At 39.8% G+C, this 12,476-nt stretch carries 15 protein-coding genes and 9 tRNA genes; 22 read left to right on the top strand and 2 right to left on the bottom strand.

Going from position 1 to position 12,476, the window contains the following annotated elements:
* Positions 1–34 precede the first annotated feature (34 nt).
* From VCHSUH04_RS00475 to VCHSUH04_RS00420, 12 genes are all read left to right on the top strand, one after another.
* Positions 35–922, top strand: a complete 888-nt coding sequence (locus VCHSUH04_RS00475) for a prephenate dehydrogenase/arogenate dehydrogenase family protein (protein ID WP_105084913.1) — start codon at positions 35–37, stop codon at positions 920–922.
* 190 nt (positions 923–1,112) lie between these two features.
* Positions 1,113–2,150 (top strand): nicotinate-nucleotide--dimethylbenzimidazole phosphoribosyltransferase, encoded by a 1,038-nt coding sequence (locus VCHSUH04_RS00470; protein WP_105084912.1) that lies wholly within the window; start codon positions 1,113–1,115, stop codon positions 2,148–2,150.
* Complete coding sequence (locus VCHSUH04_RS00465) at positions 2,147–3,250, top strand: nicotinate-nucleotide--dimethylbenzimidazole phosphoribosyltransferase (protein ID WP_105084911.1); 1,104 nt, start codon at positions 2,147–2,149, stop codon at positions 3,248–3,250. Before VCHSUH04_RS00470 ends, VCHSUH04_RS00465 begins: the two co-directional genes overlap by 4 nt.
* A 198-nt stretch (positions 3,251–3,448) precedes the next feature.
* Positions 3,449–3,523: transfer RNA gene (locus tag VCHSUH04_RS00460), tRNA-Gly, on the top strand.
* A gap of 5 nt (positions 3,524–3,528) precedes the next feature.
* Positions 3,529–3,604, top strand: a tRNA-Asn gene (locus VCHSUH04_RS00455).
* Positions 3,605–3,609: 5 nt separating this feature from the next.
* A tRNA-Lys gene (locus tag VCHSUH04_RS00450) sits at positions 3,610–3,685 on the top strand.
* Between the two features lie 4 nt (positions 3,686–3,689).
* A tRNA-Glu gene (locus tag VCHSUH04_RS00445) sits at positions 3,690–3,764 on the top strand.
* Between the two features lie 5 nt (positions 3,765–3,769).
* A tRNA-Val gene (locus tag VCHSUH04_RS00440) sits at positions 3,770–3,845 on the top strand.
* Positions 3,846–3,848: 3 nt separating this feature from the next.
* Positions 3,849–3,923, top strand: a tRNA-Gly gene (locus VCHSUH04_RS00435).
* A gap of 6 nt (positions 3,924–3,929) precedes the next feature.
* Positions 3,930–4,005: transfer RNA gene (locus VCHSUH04_RS00430), tRNA-Asn, on the top strand.
* A gap of 9 nt (positions 4,006–4,014) precedes the next feature.
* Positions 4,015–4,089: transfer RNA gene (locus VCHSUH04_RS00425), tRNA-Glu, on the top strand.
* Positions 4,090–4,093: 4 nt separating this feature from the next.
* Positions 4,094–4,169: transfer RNA gene (locus VCHSUH04_RS00420), tRNA-Val, on the top strand.
* Between the two features lie 53 nt (positions 4,170–4,222).
* On the opposite strand, the gene VCHSUH04_RS00415 is transcribed toward VCHSUH04_RS00420, so the two are convergent.
* Both VCHSUH04_RS00415 and VCHSUH04_RS00410 read right to left on the bottom strand, forming a co-directional pair.
* On the bottom strand, positions 4,223–4,546 hold the full coding sequence (locus tag VCHSUH04_RS00415; protein ID WP_105084910.1) for a YnfA family protein: 324 nt from the start codon (positions 4,544–4,546) through the stop codon (positions 4,223–4,225).
* Between the two features lie 221 nt (positions 4,547–4,767).
* Positions 4,768–5,667 carry a LysR family transcriptional regulator gene (locus tag VCHSUH04_RS00410; RefSeq protein ID WP_060923797.1) on the bottom strand — a complete coding sequence of 300 codons (900 nt, stop codon included), beginning with the start codon at positions 5,665–5,667 and terminating at the stop codon, positions 4,768–4,770.
* Positions 5,668–5,964: 297 nt separating this feature from the next.
* Here VCHSUH04_RS00410 and rpsD point away from each other — a divergent pair, with 297 nt between their 5' ends.
* From rpsD to VCHSUH04_RS00360, 10 genes are all read left to right on the top strand, one after another.
* Positions 5,965–6,552 (top strand): 30S ribosomal protein S4, encoded by a 588-nt coding sequence (gene rpsD / locus VCHSUH04_RS00405; protein ID WP_105084909.1) that lies wholly within the window; start codon positions 5,965–5,967, stop codon positions 6,550–6,552.
* Positions 6,553–6,767: 215 nt separating this feature from the next.
* On the top strand, positions 6,768–7,208 hold the full coding sequence (rplM, locus tag VCHSUH04_RS00400) for a 50S ribosomal protein L13 (protein ID WP_005381375.1): 441 nt from the start codon (positions 6,768–6,770) through the stop codon (positions 7,206–7,208).
* Between the two features lie 20 nt (positions 7,209–7,228).
* Positions 7,229–7,621 carry a 30S ribosomal protein S9 gene (gene rpsI, locus VCHSUH04_RS00395; protein ID WP_004695188.1) on the top strand — a complete coding sequence of 131 codons (393 nt, stop codon included), beginning with the start codon at positions 7,229–7,231 and terminating at the stop codon, positions 7,619–7,621.
* 64 nt (positions 7,622–7,685) lie between these two features.
* Entirely contained in the window at positions 7,686–7,883 is a 198-nt protein-coding gene (locus VCHSUH04_RS00390; protein WP_105084908.1) for a hypothetical protein, read from the top strand.
* 28 nt (positions 7,884–7,911) lie between these two features.
* Positions 7,912–9,447 (top strand): glycine betaine ABC transporter substrate-binding protein, encoded by a 1,536-nt coding sequence (locus VCHSUH04_RS00385; RefSeq protein ID WP_105084907.1) that lies wholly within the window; start codon positions 7,912–7,914, stop codon positions 9,445–9,447.
* A gap of 133 nt (positions 9,448–9,580) precedes the next feature.
* The gene (locus VCHSUH04_RS00380; RefSeq protein WP_005385546.1) at positions 9,581–10,372 is read left to right on the top strand and encodes an enoyl-CoA hydratase; all 792 of its coding nucleotides are present in this window, start codon (positions 9,581–9,583) and stop codon (positions 10,370–10,372) included.
* A gap of 170 nt (positions 10,373–10,542) precedes the next feature.
* Positions 10,543–11,298: a 6-phosphogluconolactonase gene (gene pgl, locus VCHSUH04_RS00375; RefSeq protein ID WP_105084906.1), complete on the top strand. Its 756-nt coding sequence runs from the start codon at positions 10,543–10,545 to the stop codon at positions 11,296–11,298.
* Positions 11,299–11,334: 36 nt separating this feature from the next.
* Positions 11,335–11,577 carry a twin-arginine translocase TatA/TatE family subunit gene (locus tag VCHSUH04_RS00370; protein WP_024066642.1) on the top strand — a complete coding sequence of 81 codons (243 nt, stop codon included), beginning with the start codon at positions 11,335–11,337 and terminating at the stop codon, positions 11,575–11,577.
* Between the two features lie 14 nt (positions 11,578–11,591).
* Positions 11,592–11,900, top strand: a complete 309-nt coding sequence (locus VCHSUH04_RS00365) for a heavy-metal-associated domain-containing protein (RefSeq protein WP_024066643.1) — start codon at positions 11,592–11,594, stop codon at positions 11,898–11,900.
* Between the two features lie 66 nt (positions 11,901–11,966).
* Positions 11,967–12,410, top strand: coding sequence for a cupin domain-containing protein (locus VCHSUH04_RS00360; RefSeq protein WP_024066644.1), 444 nt, complete (start codon positions 11,967–11,969; stop codon positions 12,408–12,410).
* Positions 12,411–12,476 lie beyond the last annotated feature (66 nt).

Genomic DNA, 12,476 nt, shown 5'->3' with positions numbered 1-12,476 from the left:
GTGTAAGGCTAATTATTTGTGAAAGTAGGTTTATATGAGTAAGACAGTAGGCATTATTGGCTTAGGTCTATTAGGTGGTTCGTTGGCGAAGGCTTTAAAGGCCTATACCGATTATGAGGTAGTAGGGTATGCTCGTCGCCAAGAGGTTTGTGATGCGGCCATTCAGGATGGGGTGGTAAAAGCTGCTTGGACTGAGGTAGAACCATTGATTGAAAATTCAGATATCGTTGTATTTTCATTGCCTCCAGATACAAATGCAAGACTATTTACAGAAATGGCACATCTTTTTAGACCAGGACAAGTGGTGACTGATGTATCTAGTGCAAAGGAAAACTTTGTACGAGCTGTATATGATTCTATTCCGAAAGGGACAATTTTTGTGTCTGTTCATCCTATGGCTGGCTCTGAAAAGGGTGGCTACGAAGTATCTCATAAAAACCTATTTAAAGGTATGGGTTGGATTGTACTAGAGGATAAGGCCTCTGATGTATATAGTGAAGAGGTTGCTCAAGAACTAGCTGAAATGGGACGCGCTGTAGGATCACGTATTGAATTCGTCGATATTTATGCTCACGATGCGTATTTAGCTATGGTGAGTCATATGCCACATTTATTGGCATCCATTTTAACTCAAGTTTCCGGTGGTGATGAACTAGGCGAGTTGCGCATGAAATTATCTGCAGGGGGCTTTAGAGACTGTACACGTGTTGCCGGTGGGTTACCATCTATGTGGCGTGAAATCATCTACGGTAACAGACATAATGTAATTGAAGGTCTTTCACAGATTGAATCCGAAATCAAACGGGTAAAAGAGATACTTTCACAAGAAGATGAAGGTCAAGCTTTAGAATCCTATCTTGAACGAGGAAGAGAAATTCGCGGTAAATTACCATATTTAACAGGACAAATAAAGAATAGCTAATGATAAATAATTATTAGCTAAGGCTATACATTGATTAGCACTCATAGAGTACTAACAATGAATAATTAACATTCATTTGAGCTTGATGTATATTTATGTAGCTGAAGCAACGCGGTTTATGCAGTATAATGTGTATACTAGGGTTCGTAAAGAATATACATTTAACATATTATTTAGTTAAGGAGATACCATGAGTTTGTTACAAGAAACTTGTGACGCTATTAGAGGTCGCAGTCATGAAATTGAACAACATATAATCGATAATTGGAATGCAGGTTCACCTGTAGAACAATATGGGCGACTTGTAAACGTGGTGGCTCAATATGGCGCGGCTACAAACCAGAAACAGTTAACGGTTCCAAAGCCTTGTATGATTATTGCCTCTGCCGATCATGGTGTGGCCGATATGGGCGTAAGTGCGTACCCAAAGGAAACAACTGTAGGGATGACACAAAACTACTTAATTCCTAAAGGGGCGGGCGCCAATTCCTTAGCTAATTACTGTGGTGCTCAAATGGAAGTCATCGATATGGGCATTGATGCAGATATGAGCTGGGTACCAGGACTCCGTAGTCATAAACTTGGTATGGGCACAAAAAACTTTGTAGAAGAACCGGCCATGACACGTGAACAAGCTATTGAAGGTATTGAAACAGGTATCCGCCTTGTAAAAGAGAAAATCGACGAAGGTTTTAATGTTTTCTTAGTAGGGGAAATGGGTATTTCCAATACTACTGCTAGTGCTCTTATGACTGCCAAGTTTGCAGGACTCACTGCAGAGGAAGCTACAGGGCGAGGCACTAATATTTCCGATGAACGTCTAAAATTAAAGCAACGCATTGTGCATGATGTATTAGAAAAATATAAAAATATTCCGAAAGATGATGCAATCGGAATTTTATCCTCTGTGGGCGGCTTTGAATTTACATGTATCGTAGGTGTTATTCTAGGTGCTGCAGCGAATAATGCACTTGTTATTATTGATGGTTTTAATACATCTGCTTGTGCATTGGTTGCTAAAACATTAGTTCCACAGGCGATGGATTATGTAATGGCATCTCATTTATCTGCTGAAAAAGCGGCTAAATCTTCTTTAGAAAATTTAGGCCTTGAAGCCTATGTTGATTTAGGGCTATGTCTCGGTGAGGCCTCTGGTGGTTCCATTCAAATGGGAATGCTAGATCTTGCCGTTCATATGTATTTGGCTGTTACAGGAGGTAAGGCATGAGAACTTTTACAATTGAACCATTACATGCACCATCCATGGAAGCATGCCGATTACGTATCGATAATTTAACAAAACCTATTTATAGCCTTGCAACATTAGAGTTAATAGCTGAGCGTTTTGCAGGTATTCTGGCAGATCCTCAACCAAATCATTTACGATATGGCGTACTTGTGGTGGCGTCGGACCACTTGGTAGATGGTCCTCAAAATAGTCAGCATGGTAGTGAAAGCTACGCCGCTATCAAACGTTTCAATGAAGGTAGAACGGCTACGCAGGGGGCGGCATTTAAGTTAAATGCAGACGTACATGTTGTAAATGTAGGTCTTGAGCAAGATACTAGTAATCTAGAATATATTGATCAACAAGTCATTCGTAAAGGATCTCATTTCTTTGGTGTAGAACCTGTTATTTCTCGAGATGAACTTGAGCGAGCTCTAGAGCTTGGCTTTACCTATGCTGATAAATTACATGCTGATGGATTACAAGTGGTGGCGATTGGTAATGTAGGGGAAAGGGCATTCCTTGACTCCCTCGTAACGACGGCTACAATTACGGGCTGTGCCTATGACGATATTCTCGTTCATACCGAATGTGGACCTACGGTAGAACAACGGGCTGCTCATATTCATTCTTTTGTAGATCGTTTTAATATCGCTGTGGATGATTGGTCTGCTTTGAGTGAAAGTGAGCGCCGTGATGTGGTATTACACTTACTTCAGGTAGCAGGGGGACTAGATATTGCATTCTTAACAGGTTTTATCTTAGGTGCCGCAAGTCAGCGTATGGCTATCGTTTTTGATAATGCCGTAACAGGTGCTGCTGTATTGGCTGCTATTACCATTGAGCCATTAGTAAAAGACTATGTATTTCCATCGGCTGCCTATGAGGAACCAATTCATAAGGAACAATGTCGATTCCTTGGAATAAAACCATGTTTACACTACAATTTACAAATTGATGAAGCATTGGGTTCCACAATGGGGTTATCTATTATCGATGCATCTATGCATATGTTAAATGATATGAAAACCTTCGTTGAAGCTGAGGTTAAAGCAGCTGAAGATGGTGCCGGTAAAGGTAGACAAAAGAATAAAGAGTAATCTATATAAAAGAGGGAGTATTAAATCCCTCTTTTTGTATGTTTTATGCTCAATTATCCGAAATTAACTGAGAATTTCATGGAAAAACCATTGACACTATATGTGTAAATTGATATTATTATAGGGCAGTCAGGACAGACTTAAATTCTTCTTGACGACAGATTGATGATTATGTTATATTAATTATCGGTTCTGTATGCGGGAATAGCTCAGCGGTAGAGCACCGCCTTGCCAAGGCGGGGGTCGCGAGTTCGAATCTCGTTTCCCGCTCCATACATTCCTCGATAGCTCAGTTGGTAGAGCAATCGGCTGTTAACCGATCGGTCGTAGGTTCGAGTCCTACTCGAGGAGCCATTTATGACTCACTAGCTCAGTTGGCAGAGCACCTGACTTTTAATCAGGGTGTCCCGCGTTCGAGTCGCGGGTGAGTCACCATTTTGGCCCGTTGGTCAAGCGGTTAAGACACCGCCCTTTCACGGCGGTATCCCGGGTTCGATTCCCGGACGGGTCACCACATATGGACGATTAGCTCAGCTGGGAGAGCGCCTGCCTTACAAGCAGGATGTCGGCAGTTCGATCCTGTCATCGTCCACCACATGCGGGAATAGCTCAGCGGTAGAGCACCGCCTTGCCAAGGCGGGGGTCGCGAGTTCGAATCTCGTTTCCCGCTCCATTAATTTCCTCGATAGCTCAGTTGGTAGAGCAATCGGCTGTTAACCGATCGGTCGTAGGTTCGAGTCCTACTCGAGGAGCCAATTTCATATGGCCCGTTGGTCAAGCGGTTAAGACACCGCCCTTTCACGGCGGTATCCCGGGTTCGATTCCCGGACGGGTCACCACATAGGACGATTAGCTCAGCTGGGAGAGCGCCTGCCTTACAAGCAGGATGTCGGCAGTTCGATCCTGTCATCGTCCACCAACGTAAGCGGTTATCTTCGGATGGCCGCTTTTTGTTATATAACACAATAGCTATTAACGCGGCGCGTACATGATGATATAAACGCCCACAAGGCAGACGAGACCGCCGATGATATCATATGTGTCTGGTCGTAAACCATCGATGAGCCAACCCCATAGGATGGAGAGGGCAATAAATACGCCGCCGTAGGCTGCATAAACCTTACCAAAGCTTGCTTCTGGTTGGAAGGTAGGGATAAGGCCGTATAAAAATAGGATGATAGCACCAGCCAGTAAATATACAGGACTTTTATCATCGCGCATATAGAGCCATACTAAATAACCGCCACCGATTTCGGCTAAACCGGCTAATATAAAGAAGAAAATAGATAAGAGCATAATAACCTCACAGTATTAATTGAAATCTATTCTCTATTGTACAACTTGTTACAGTAGAGAGCAATTATTTAATGACCAAGATGAATCGTTACTAGTGGTAAAGAGAAGAATGTTAAAAGACAAAGATATTAAAAGGTAAAAATGTTAAATATAGACATTAATAGAGGATATAATAAAATTAAAACCCGTACACGTATATGTGTACGGGTTTTGTTTCGTTCTTATAAACGAGCTGGTGATTCGCTGTGTACATAATCCATGAAGGTATGCATTGTTTCCGATTTAGAATTGTTTTTCTTAAAGGCGAAGCACACTTGTAGTTTAAATGGTTTTTCTAAAGGTATGTAGCCATCATTGATATTTAAAGAATTTAGAATTTGGCGTGCTACGATGCAGCCTGATTTATTTTTTTGACAGTAGTCGATCATTGTATATGGGTTAGATAAGCGGCTACCTCTAATGTGTAGATTTTGTTGACCGTTACCAACATAATTTTTCAATGTACGATACATAAAGTACTTAGGTGGATACATAAGTAATGGTTGTTGTTGAATTGCTTTCAAGCTAGCAACTTCCATATTATCGATAATGTTTGGTGCATAGTATACGAATTCGTCCTCGCGAAGGGCTGTAGATTCATATGCTGACATATCCTTGTTATTTGGTAAGTAGAGGAGGGCAATGTCGATACGATTTTCGCGTAAGTCGAGCATCAACTCTTCTTCTTCCATGTCATAAATGCTGACAGAGAACTCAGGGTGGTTTTGGAAGAAGTGGGATACATATCCGTTAAGGCGAATGTCCCCTAAACTACGCAATACACCAATATTTAAGATTGGACGTTCTACCTTGCTGGCTAAACGGATCGATTGAATAGCACGTTCCAATGTGTCGAGAACTTGTTCTGCTTCTGGTAGGAATAATTCACCTTCTGGTGTCAAACGGCTACCTCGTGTAGAGCGGGAAATTAATTTCACACCAACTAAACGCTCTAATTTTTTCATTTGAGCGCTGAAAGCTGATTGTGTAATGTTCATAGATTGTGCAGCTAATGTAAAGCTTCCTGTTTTATTATAGGTAATAAAACTTTGTAGCTCTTGCATTGTAGGTAACTCTTTCATAGTATTCCCCCAATATTGACATAAAACTCCAATGATACCTATTACCTTTCTTACTAATATTGTAGCATACTATAATTGTTTTTTCATCTAAATCTATAAAATATGATGAAGCATGCACAATCGATATAGTGAGCAATATTATCGCAAAAAAGTGTAATATAAGTTCGCTATTATGCACTTATTTCAATGACTTTCACCATTATCAATAATTGACATAAGTAAATGAAAATGATATTATACATGAGTACCATTATGTGTAGGTACAAGTTTATATTAATCTTATGAGGTGATAATCACATGGCAACGAGAAGAGAGGCTCGATTCAAACTTTGTCGTCGCTTTGGTGTGAACGTATTCGGTCACGCAAAAGCCTTGAATCGCGTCAAAAAAGACCAACGTCAGAAAAAAATGTCTGAGTATGGCACACAATTATTAGAAAAACAAAAAGTTAAAGCTTACTACAACTTGCTAGAACGCCAGTTCGTACGCTATTATGATAAAGCGAAAAAAATGCAAGGTGTTACAGGTGAAAACATGTTGATCCTTTTGGAACAACGTCTTGATAACCTTGTATATCGCATCGGCTTCGGTAACTCCATTCGTCAAGCTCGTCAAATGGTAAACCATGGCCACATCTTGGTAAACGGTCGTCGTGTAGACATTCCTTCCTTCTCCTGCAAACCAGGCGATGTAATCGAATTGCGCGAAGCATCTCGTGACAACGAAATGTTCAAAACTAACTTCCAAGAACTTCGTTCTTTCGAACTTCCTTACATTGAAAAAGACTTGGAAGGCTTCAAAGCTACATTCACTCGTCTTCCTCAACGTGAAGAACTTCCTATCGAAGTTAACGAAACACTTATCGTCGAATTGTACTCCAAATAATTTGGCGCTTATGGGAAAACCACTCAGAATTGGGTGGTTTTTTCTTTATGACATGTCACTGTTAAAGGGCTAAAACAGTGCAAAAAACAATTGACATAGAACACCAAAATCTGTATACTATTTTGAGTAAGCTTTAGTCGTGTTTCCATTAGCCCCGGAAGCAAAGGACAAGCTGATTTTGGTAGAATTATGACGTTATTAGGAGGATATGCAGCATGAAAACTACATTTATGGCCAATCCGAACACAATCGAACGGAAATGGTATGTTGTTGACGCTGAAGGTAAAACTTTAGGACGCCTTGCTGCCGAAGTTGCAAAAGTTCTTCGGGGCAAAAATAAACCAACTTTCACACCACACGTAGACACTGGTGACCATGTGATCGTTGTAAACGCAGAAAAAATTCGCGTAACTGGTAAAAAATTGGAACAAAAGGAATACTTCCGTCACTCTGGTTACCCAGGTGGTTCCCGATTCACTAAATTGTCCATGATGCTTGAAAAACAACCTGAACGTGTTGTTGAAATGGCAGTTCGTGGTATGCTTCCAAAAAACAAATTGGGTGCACAACAATACCGTAAATTAAACGTATACGCTGGTCCTGAGCATCCACATGCAGCTCAAAAACCAGAAGTTTTAGAAATTTCCGTACGATAATCTAGAGGGAGGAACATATAATGGCAGTAGCACAATATTACGGCACTGGTCGTAGAAAATCTTCCGTTGCTAGAGTTCGTCTGGTACCGGGCACAGGTAAAATCACTGTTAACAAACGTGAACTTAATGATTATTTCGGTCGCCAAACTTTGGAATTGATCGTAAAACAACCTTTGAACTTGACTAACACAGTTGAACAATACGATGTTATCGCAACTGTAGCTGGTGGCGGTCCTTCCGGTCAAGCTGGTGCAATTCGTCACGGTATCTCCCGTGCGTTATTGGACGTAGATGGCGAACTTCGTCAATCTTTGAAAAAAGCTGGCTTCTTGACTCGTGACCCACGTATGAAAGAACGTAAAAAATACGGTCTTAAAAAAGCCCGCAAAGCAAGCCAATTCTCCAAACGTTAATATTTGGAAAACAGGTTATTACACCTGCAGACAATGTCTGCAGGTGTTTTTTGTTGCTTAGATTATGGTGACACTAATAATTATCTGTTATGATGATTATAATGATAAAAGAAAGCGTATTTATAGTGTATCCGCTCTTGGACGAGAACAAGAGATTGTAGGTAATGAAATCAGTGATGCTTTGAGCGATATTTTCTATGATGGATTCAGTGATGTTGATTCTGGTAAGAATGCAGGTAAAAAGGTAGTCGTTCTTTCATAATATATTTACCTGTGTATAGGGGGGCTGTATGGTACAAAATATATATCATTTACTAGTGGAGAATTGGAGCTTTTTCGCAGGTCTATTATGGGAACATATCGGCATAGCTTTGCTTTCTAGTATAATTGCTATTATTCTAGGAGTAGTTGCGGGTATTTTACTTAACGAGTATCGGCGAGCAGTTAATCCGACCATGATGGTTATTAATTTCTTGTATACTATACCATCCATATCCATGCTGGGATTTTTGATTCCCTTTTCAGGAATTGGTAACGCAACGGCAGTGATTGCTCTTGTGATATATGCATTATTGCCGATGGTGAGAAATACATATACTGGGTTAAGCAGTATTGACAAGGAAATGATTGAAGCGGCTACATCACTGGGGTTATCTCGTGTACAACGTTTACGATATATTGAATTGCCTTTAGCCTTTCCAGTAATCATGGTCGGTATACGAAATATGCTAGTTATGACTATAGCGCTTACTGGGGTAGCATCATTTATTGGTGCCGGAGGTCTTGGTGTAGCTATTTATCGAGGTATTACTACAAATAATACGACTATGACTGTAGCTGGCAGTTTACTAATTGCTTTTTTAGCATTGATTATGGATGGTGTATTGGGCTTTTTTGAGAAAATTATACTATATAGAGGGCATTGCAAACGTACTTTTAAACGTATTGGTATTGTAGCCTCAATTGTGATAATTGGTGGTATTGGTGTATTTATGTGGCCGTCGCAACAATCCAATGTAATTCATGTAGCTACAAAACCGATGACAGAACAGTTGATTTTGGGCGATATGCTGAAACTTCTTATTGAACAAGATACAGATTTAACTGTTGAAGTAACAGCCGGAGTAGGCGGAGGAACCTCCAATATTCAACCGGCCATGGAGTCCGGTCAATTTGATATCTACCCTGAATATACAGGTACCGGTTGGAATGCAGTACTAAAACGAGACACGCAATATAGTGAAAATTTATTTGATGAATTACAGCGCGCTTACGAGGATACATATCAATTTAAATGGGTCGGTATGTATGGTTTCAATAATACATATGGAATGGCTGTACGTAAGGATATTGCTAACAAATATAATTTAAAAACATATTCAGACTTAGCGAGGGTTTCGTCACAGTTGATTTTAGGTGGGGAATATGATTTCTTCGGGCGCCAAGATGGGTATTCGGGATTACAGCGAGTATACGGCATGGACTTTAAAGATACGAAGGATATGGATATAGGTTTGAAATATCAGGCTATTGAAAGCGGACATGTAGATGCTATGCCTATATTTACTACTGACGGTCAGTTGAGCCATGCGTCTGTTGTTGTTCTTGAGGACGATAAACATTTATATCCGTCGTATCTTTGTGGTAATGTCGTCAGAATGGATGTGTTAAAGAAGCATCCTGAGCTAGAAGCGGTATTACTAAAATTGACACATACGATTACGGATCAGGATATGTCATATATGAACTATGAAGTGGAATCGGAAGGACAGAAACCTCATGATGTTGCTGAGCGATACTTACGCACTAAAGGTTTGTTATACTAACGTGGGTTGCTAAAGGGTATATAGTATTGTTTTGTGATTATAAGATTACGTTTACATCTATAATTAATTCCCCTATAATAGAAATATATAATCGAATTTTTTCGAAAACAGATTTTCATATAGGAGAACTCATATGATTTATAATACAATTCAATACGTAGTGGACAACGGCATTGGTACGTTGACATTTAATCGCCCTACAGTGGCGAATGGTTTTAATATCGAGATGTGCAAGGAGATCCTTGAGGTTTTAGATAAAGCACATAATGATGAAAGTGTTCGTGCATTGCTCATCAATGCTGAAGGCAAGGTATTCTCTGCTGGTGGTGACTTAACAGAAATGGAACGGGCTGTAAACGATGGTGATACAGAGTCTTTATTTGAAATTGTTGAACTAGTAGCCCAAATTTCTATGGCTATGAAACGCTTACCTAAACCTGTTATCATGAGCCTTCAAGGCGCTGCAGCAGGTGCGGCGTTCAACATGGCGTTAGCTGCAGACTTTGTTGTAGCGGCTAACAATGTACGCTTTATCCAAGCTTTCGTAAACGTAGGTCTTGCTCCAGATGCAGGTGGTTTGTTCTTGTTAACTCGTTCCATTGGTATGAACCGTGCTATGCATATCGTTATGACTGGTGAAGCCGTATCTGCTGAAAAAGGTAAAGAACTTGGCTTTGTATATAAAGTTTGTGAATTAGAAGATCTAGAAACTGCTACAAGACGTCTTGTAGAGAAATTAGCAAAAGGTCCTGCACAATCTTACCGCGTTATGAAAGAAATGATGTGGAATAGCTTCTTATCTGGCTGGGAAGAGTACAAGAAGTTTGAAGTAGAAAATCAATGCTCCTTAGGTCTTTCTGAAGACTTTAAGGAAGGTGTACGAGCTTTCACAGAACGCCGTCGCCCTAAATTTGGTCAAAAATAATAATTATTCTCTTGTAATTCTTTGGAATATCATGTATTTTATAAGCAGTTACTAATATAATTCGAACCGATGTGGCTCTATATATTGAGTTACATCGGTTTTTGCTTTCATAAAAAAGCAAAAGTGTATATAATAGTACTATTATAATAGTTTTAGGAGGTCATTATTACATGGCTCAAGATACAATTAAATGTTATGACGGTCCTAGTGATGTAGTCCAAGCATTGGCGGAGGATTTTATTGATTTTACTAATGATGAAATTAGCCGTACTGAAACGTGCATCGTTGGTATTACTGGGGGTACTGTTATAAATGGTTTGTTAGAATTACTTAACTCTCCTGAATATATTGAGCGCCTTAATTGGGAACGGATATTCTTCTTGTGGACTGATGAGCGTTTCTTGCCACAATCGCATGAGGATAATTACTTCAATCGCGTAAAACCTCATTTGCTATGCAAGGCAAAGGGGGCTGCTCATTTCTTGCCTATTAATACGGATTCTAAAACCGTACATGAAGCGGCTGAAGAATATGAAAAAGAGGTTCGCAATGTCCTAAAGGCATGTAAAAAATCTGGTCTTGATTTAGCGTTGCTTGATTTAGGCGAGGATGGTCATACGGCAGGATTATTTGCAGGCTCTCACGCATTGCGTGTAGCTGATCAAGATGTAGTGGCCGTTGAAGATGGCAAGGTATGGGAACGCATTTCTATGACATTTTCTTTCCTAGCAAAATCTGATGCTGTCTGGTTTACTGTGACTGGTGAAAGCAAGCGAACTGCATTGACAAAGGTATTATACCAACGCGAAGATTACGAGGATTTAACGTGGGAAAAACGCATTGGTCGTACATTGCCTGGTGCTGTGCTTTCACAAGAAGCTGTGACCTGGTATGTGGACAAGGCAGCCTATAATGATGTACACTAAAAGATGTAAGTTTTAGTAAATATAAAGGAGATACATATGGGATCTATAGGAACACCTGAATTAATAGTTATATTAGTGATCGCTTTAGTTATCTTCGGACCTGGTAAATTACCTGAAGTAGGTAAAGCTATTGGTAAGGGCATCAATGAATTTAAAGATGCTATTTCGGGCCCTAAAAAAGCTGTTGATGAAACGAAAGAAGCCGTTAAAAAGGCGACTACTATCGACGTAACAGCAGGGGCTAAAAACGACGATAAACATAAAGAATCTAATGATTAATAGGAGGTATCACTATGTGTAAAGATTGTGGTTGCGGTGAAGATAATGGCGTTGTAACAAAGGTATTTACTGTACCTGGTATGATGTGCAATAACTGTAAAGAAACTGTTGAAGGTGCATCCCTTGGTTTACCTGGCGTTTTGAGCGCAGAGGTAAATTTGCCAGAGAAAACAGCGACTGTTTCTTTTGATCCAGCAAAAGCATCTGTTGATGTTATTACAAAAGCTATTGAACGTACAGGCTTTGAAGTAGAAAGCGTTGCAGATGGTGTACAAGAACATAGTCATGGTTTACTAGGAACATTGAAACGTTTCTTCAAATAATCGAACCCATAGGGCTGTATTGAAACACTGTTTCGATGCAGCCTTTTTTCATAAAGAGGTAATAAAATGATACGCAAGTTTGATGCTAAAAATTTCAAGTGGGATGGCGTCGATACCTTGGTATATAAACAAGATGGTAGCCCTTTTAAAGATGTAACACGTCAAGTTTTATACGATGGGGCCTTTGATATTCCATGCCAATTCCGCTACTTTGAATGCTTGCCAGGTGGGTATTCTACGCTTGAATATCATGAACATACACATATGGTTATGATATTCCGTGGGAAGGGGCAAGTCTTATTAGGCGATGAAATCCATGATGTAGAAGCTGGTGATTTTATTGAAATTCCAGGTAAAACGATACATCAATTTCGGGCTAATAAAGGCGATTATATCGGGTTCCTTTGCTTAGTTAACCAAGATCGGGACAAGGTAAAATTATTAACCCCTGAAGAGATGGATACATTGCGCTCTAATCCAAAGATTAAAGAATTTTTGGAAAGTTGCTAATTTATATGGCGGTTATGTGTGATGACCGCCATATAGTTTTTTATAATCAACAGTAACTATTGATAT

Source organism: Veillonella sp. T14073-2, from assembly GCF_002959875.1.
Taxonomy (GTDB): domain Bacteria; phylum Bacillota; class Negativicutes; order Veillonellales; family Veillonellaceae; genus Veillonella; species Veillonella infantium.
The sequence above is the reverse complement of the archived record's forward strand: the minus strand, read 5'-3'. Positions and strand labels throughout refer to the sequence as shown.

What these genes read in the sequence shown, in the direction of transcription:
- rplM (WP_005381375.1), top strand. Translation starts at nt 6,768, where the DNA reads ATGAAAACTACATTTATGGCCAATCCGAACACAATCGAACGGAAATGG.
- VCHSUH04_RS00475 (WP_105084913.1), top strand. Translation starts at nt 35, where the DNA reads ATGAGTAAGACAGTAGGCATTATTGGCTTAGGTCTATTAGGTGGTTCG.
- VCHSUH04_RS00360 (WP_024066644.1), top strand. Translation starts at nt 11,967, where the DNA reads ATGATACGCAAGTTTGATGCTAAAAATTTCAAGTGGGATGGCGTCGAT.
- rpsD (WP_105084909.1), top strand. Translation starts at nt 5,965, where the DNA reads ATGGCAACGAGAAGAGAGGCTCGATTCAAACTTTGTCGTCGCTTTGGT.
- VCHSUH04_RS00385 (WP_105084907.1), top strand. Translation starts at nt 7,912, where the DNA reads ATGGTACAAAATATATATCATTTACTAGTGGAGAATTGGAGCTTTTTC.
- VCHSUH04_RS00415 (WP_105084910.1), bottom strand. Translation starts at nt 4,546, where the DNA reads ATGCTCTTATCTATTTTCTTCTTTATATTAGCCGGTTTAGCCGAAATC.
- VCHSUH04_RS00465 (WP_105084911.1), top strand. Translation starts at nt 2,147, where the DNA reads ATGAGAACTTTTACAATTGAACCATTACATGCACCATCCATGGAAGCA.
- VCHSUH04_RS00370 (WP_024066642.1), top strand. Translation starts at nt 11,335, where the DNA reads ATGGGATCTATAGGAACACCTGAATTAATAGTTATATTAGTGATCGCT.
- VCHSUH04_RS00470 (WP_105084912.1), top strand. Translation starts at nt 1,113, where the DNA reads ATGAGTTTGTTACAAGAAACTTGTGACGCTATTAGAGGTCGCAGTCAT.
- VCHSUH04_RS00380 (WP_005385546.1), top strand. Translation starts at nt 9,581, where the DNA reads ATGATTTATAATACAATTCAATACGTAGTGGACAACGGCATTGGTACG.
- rpsI (WP_004695188.1), top strand. Translation starts at nt 7,229, where the DNA reads ATGGCAGTAGCACAATATTACGGCACTGGTCGTAGAAAATCTTCCGTT.
- VCHSUH04_RS00390 (WP_105084908.1), top strand. Translation starts at nt 7,686, where the DNA reads ATGGTGACACTAATAATTATCTGTTATGATGATTATAATGATAAAAGA.
- pgl (WP_105084906.1), top strand. Translation starts at nt 10,543, where the DNA reads ATGGCTCAAGATACAATTAAATGTTATGACGGTCCTAGTGATGTAGTC.
- VCHSUH04_RS00365 (WP_024066643.1), top strand. Translation starts at nt 11,592, where the DNA reads ATGTGTAAAGATTGTGGTTGCGGTGAAGATAATGGCGTTGTAACAAAG.
- VCHSUH04_RS00410 (WP_060923797.1), bottom strand. Translation starts at nt 5,667, where the DNA reads ATGAAAGAGTTACCTACAATGCAAGAGCTACAAAGTTTTATTACCTAT.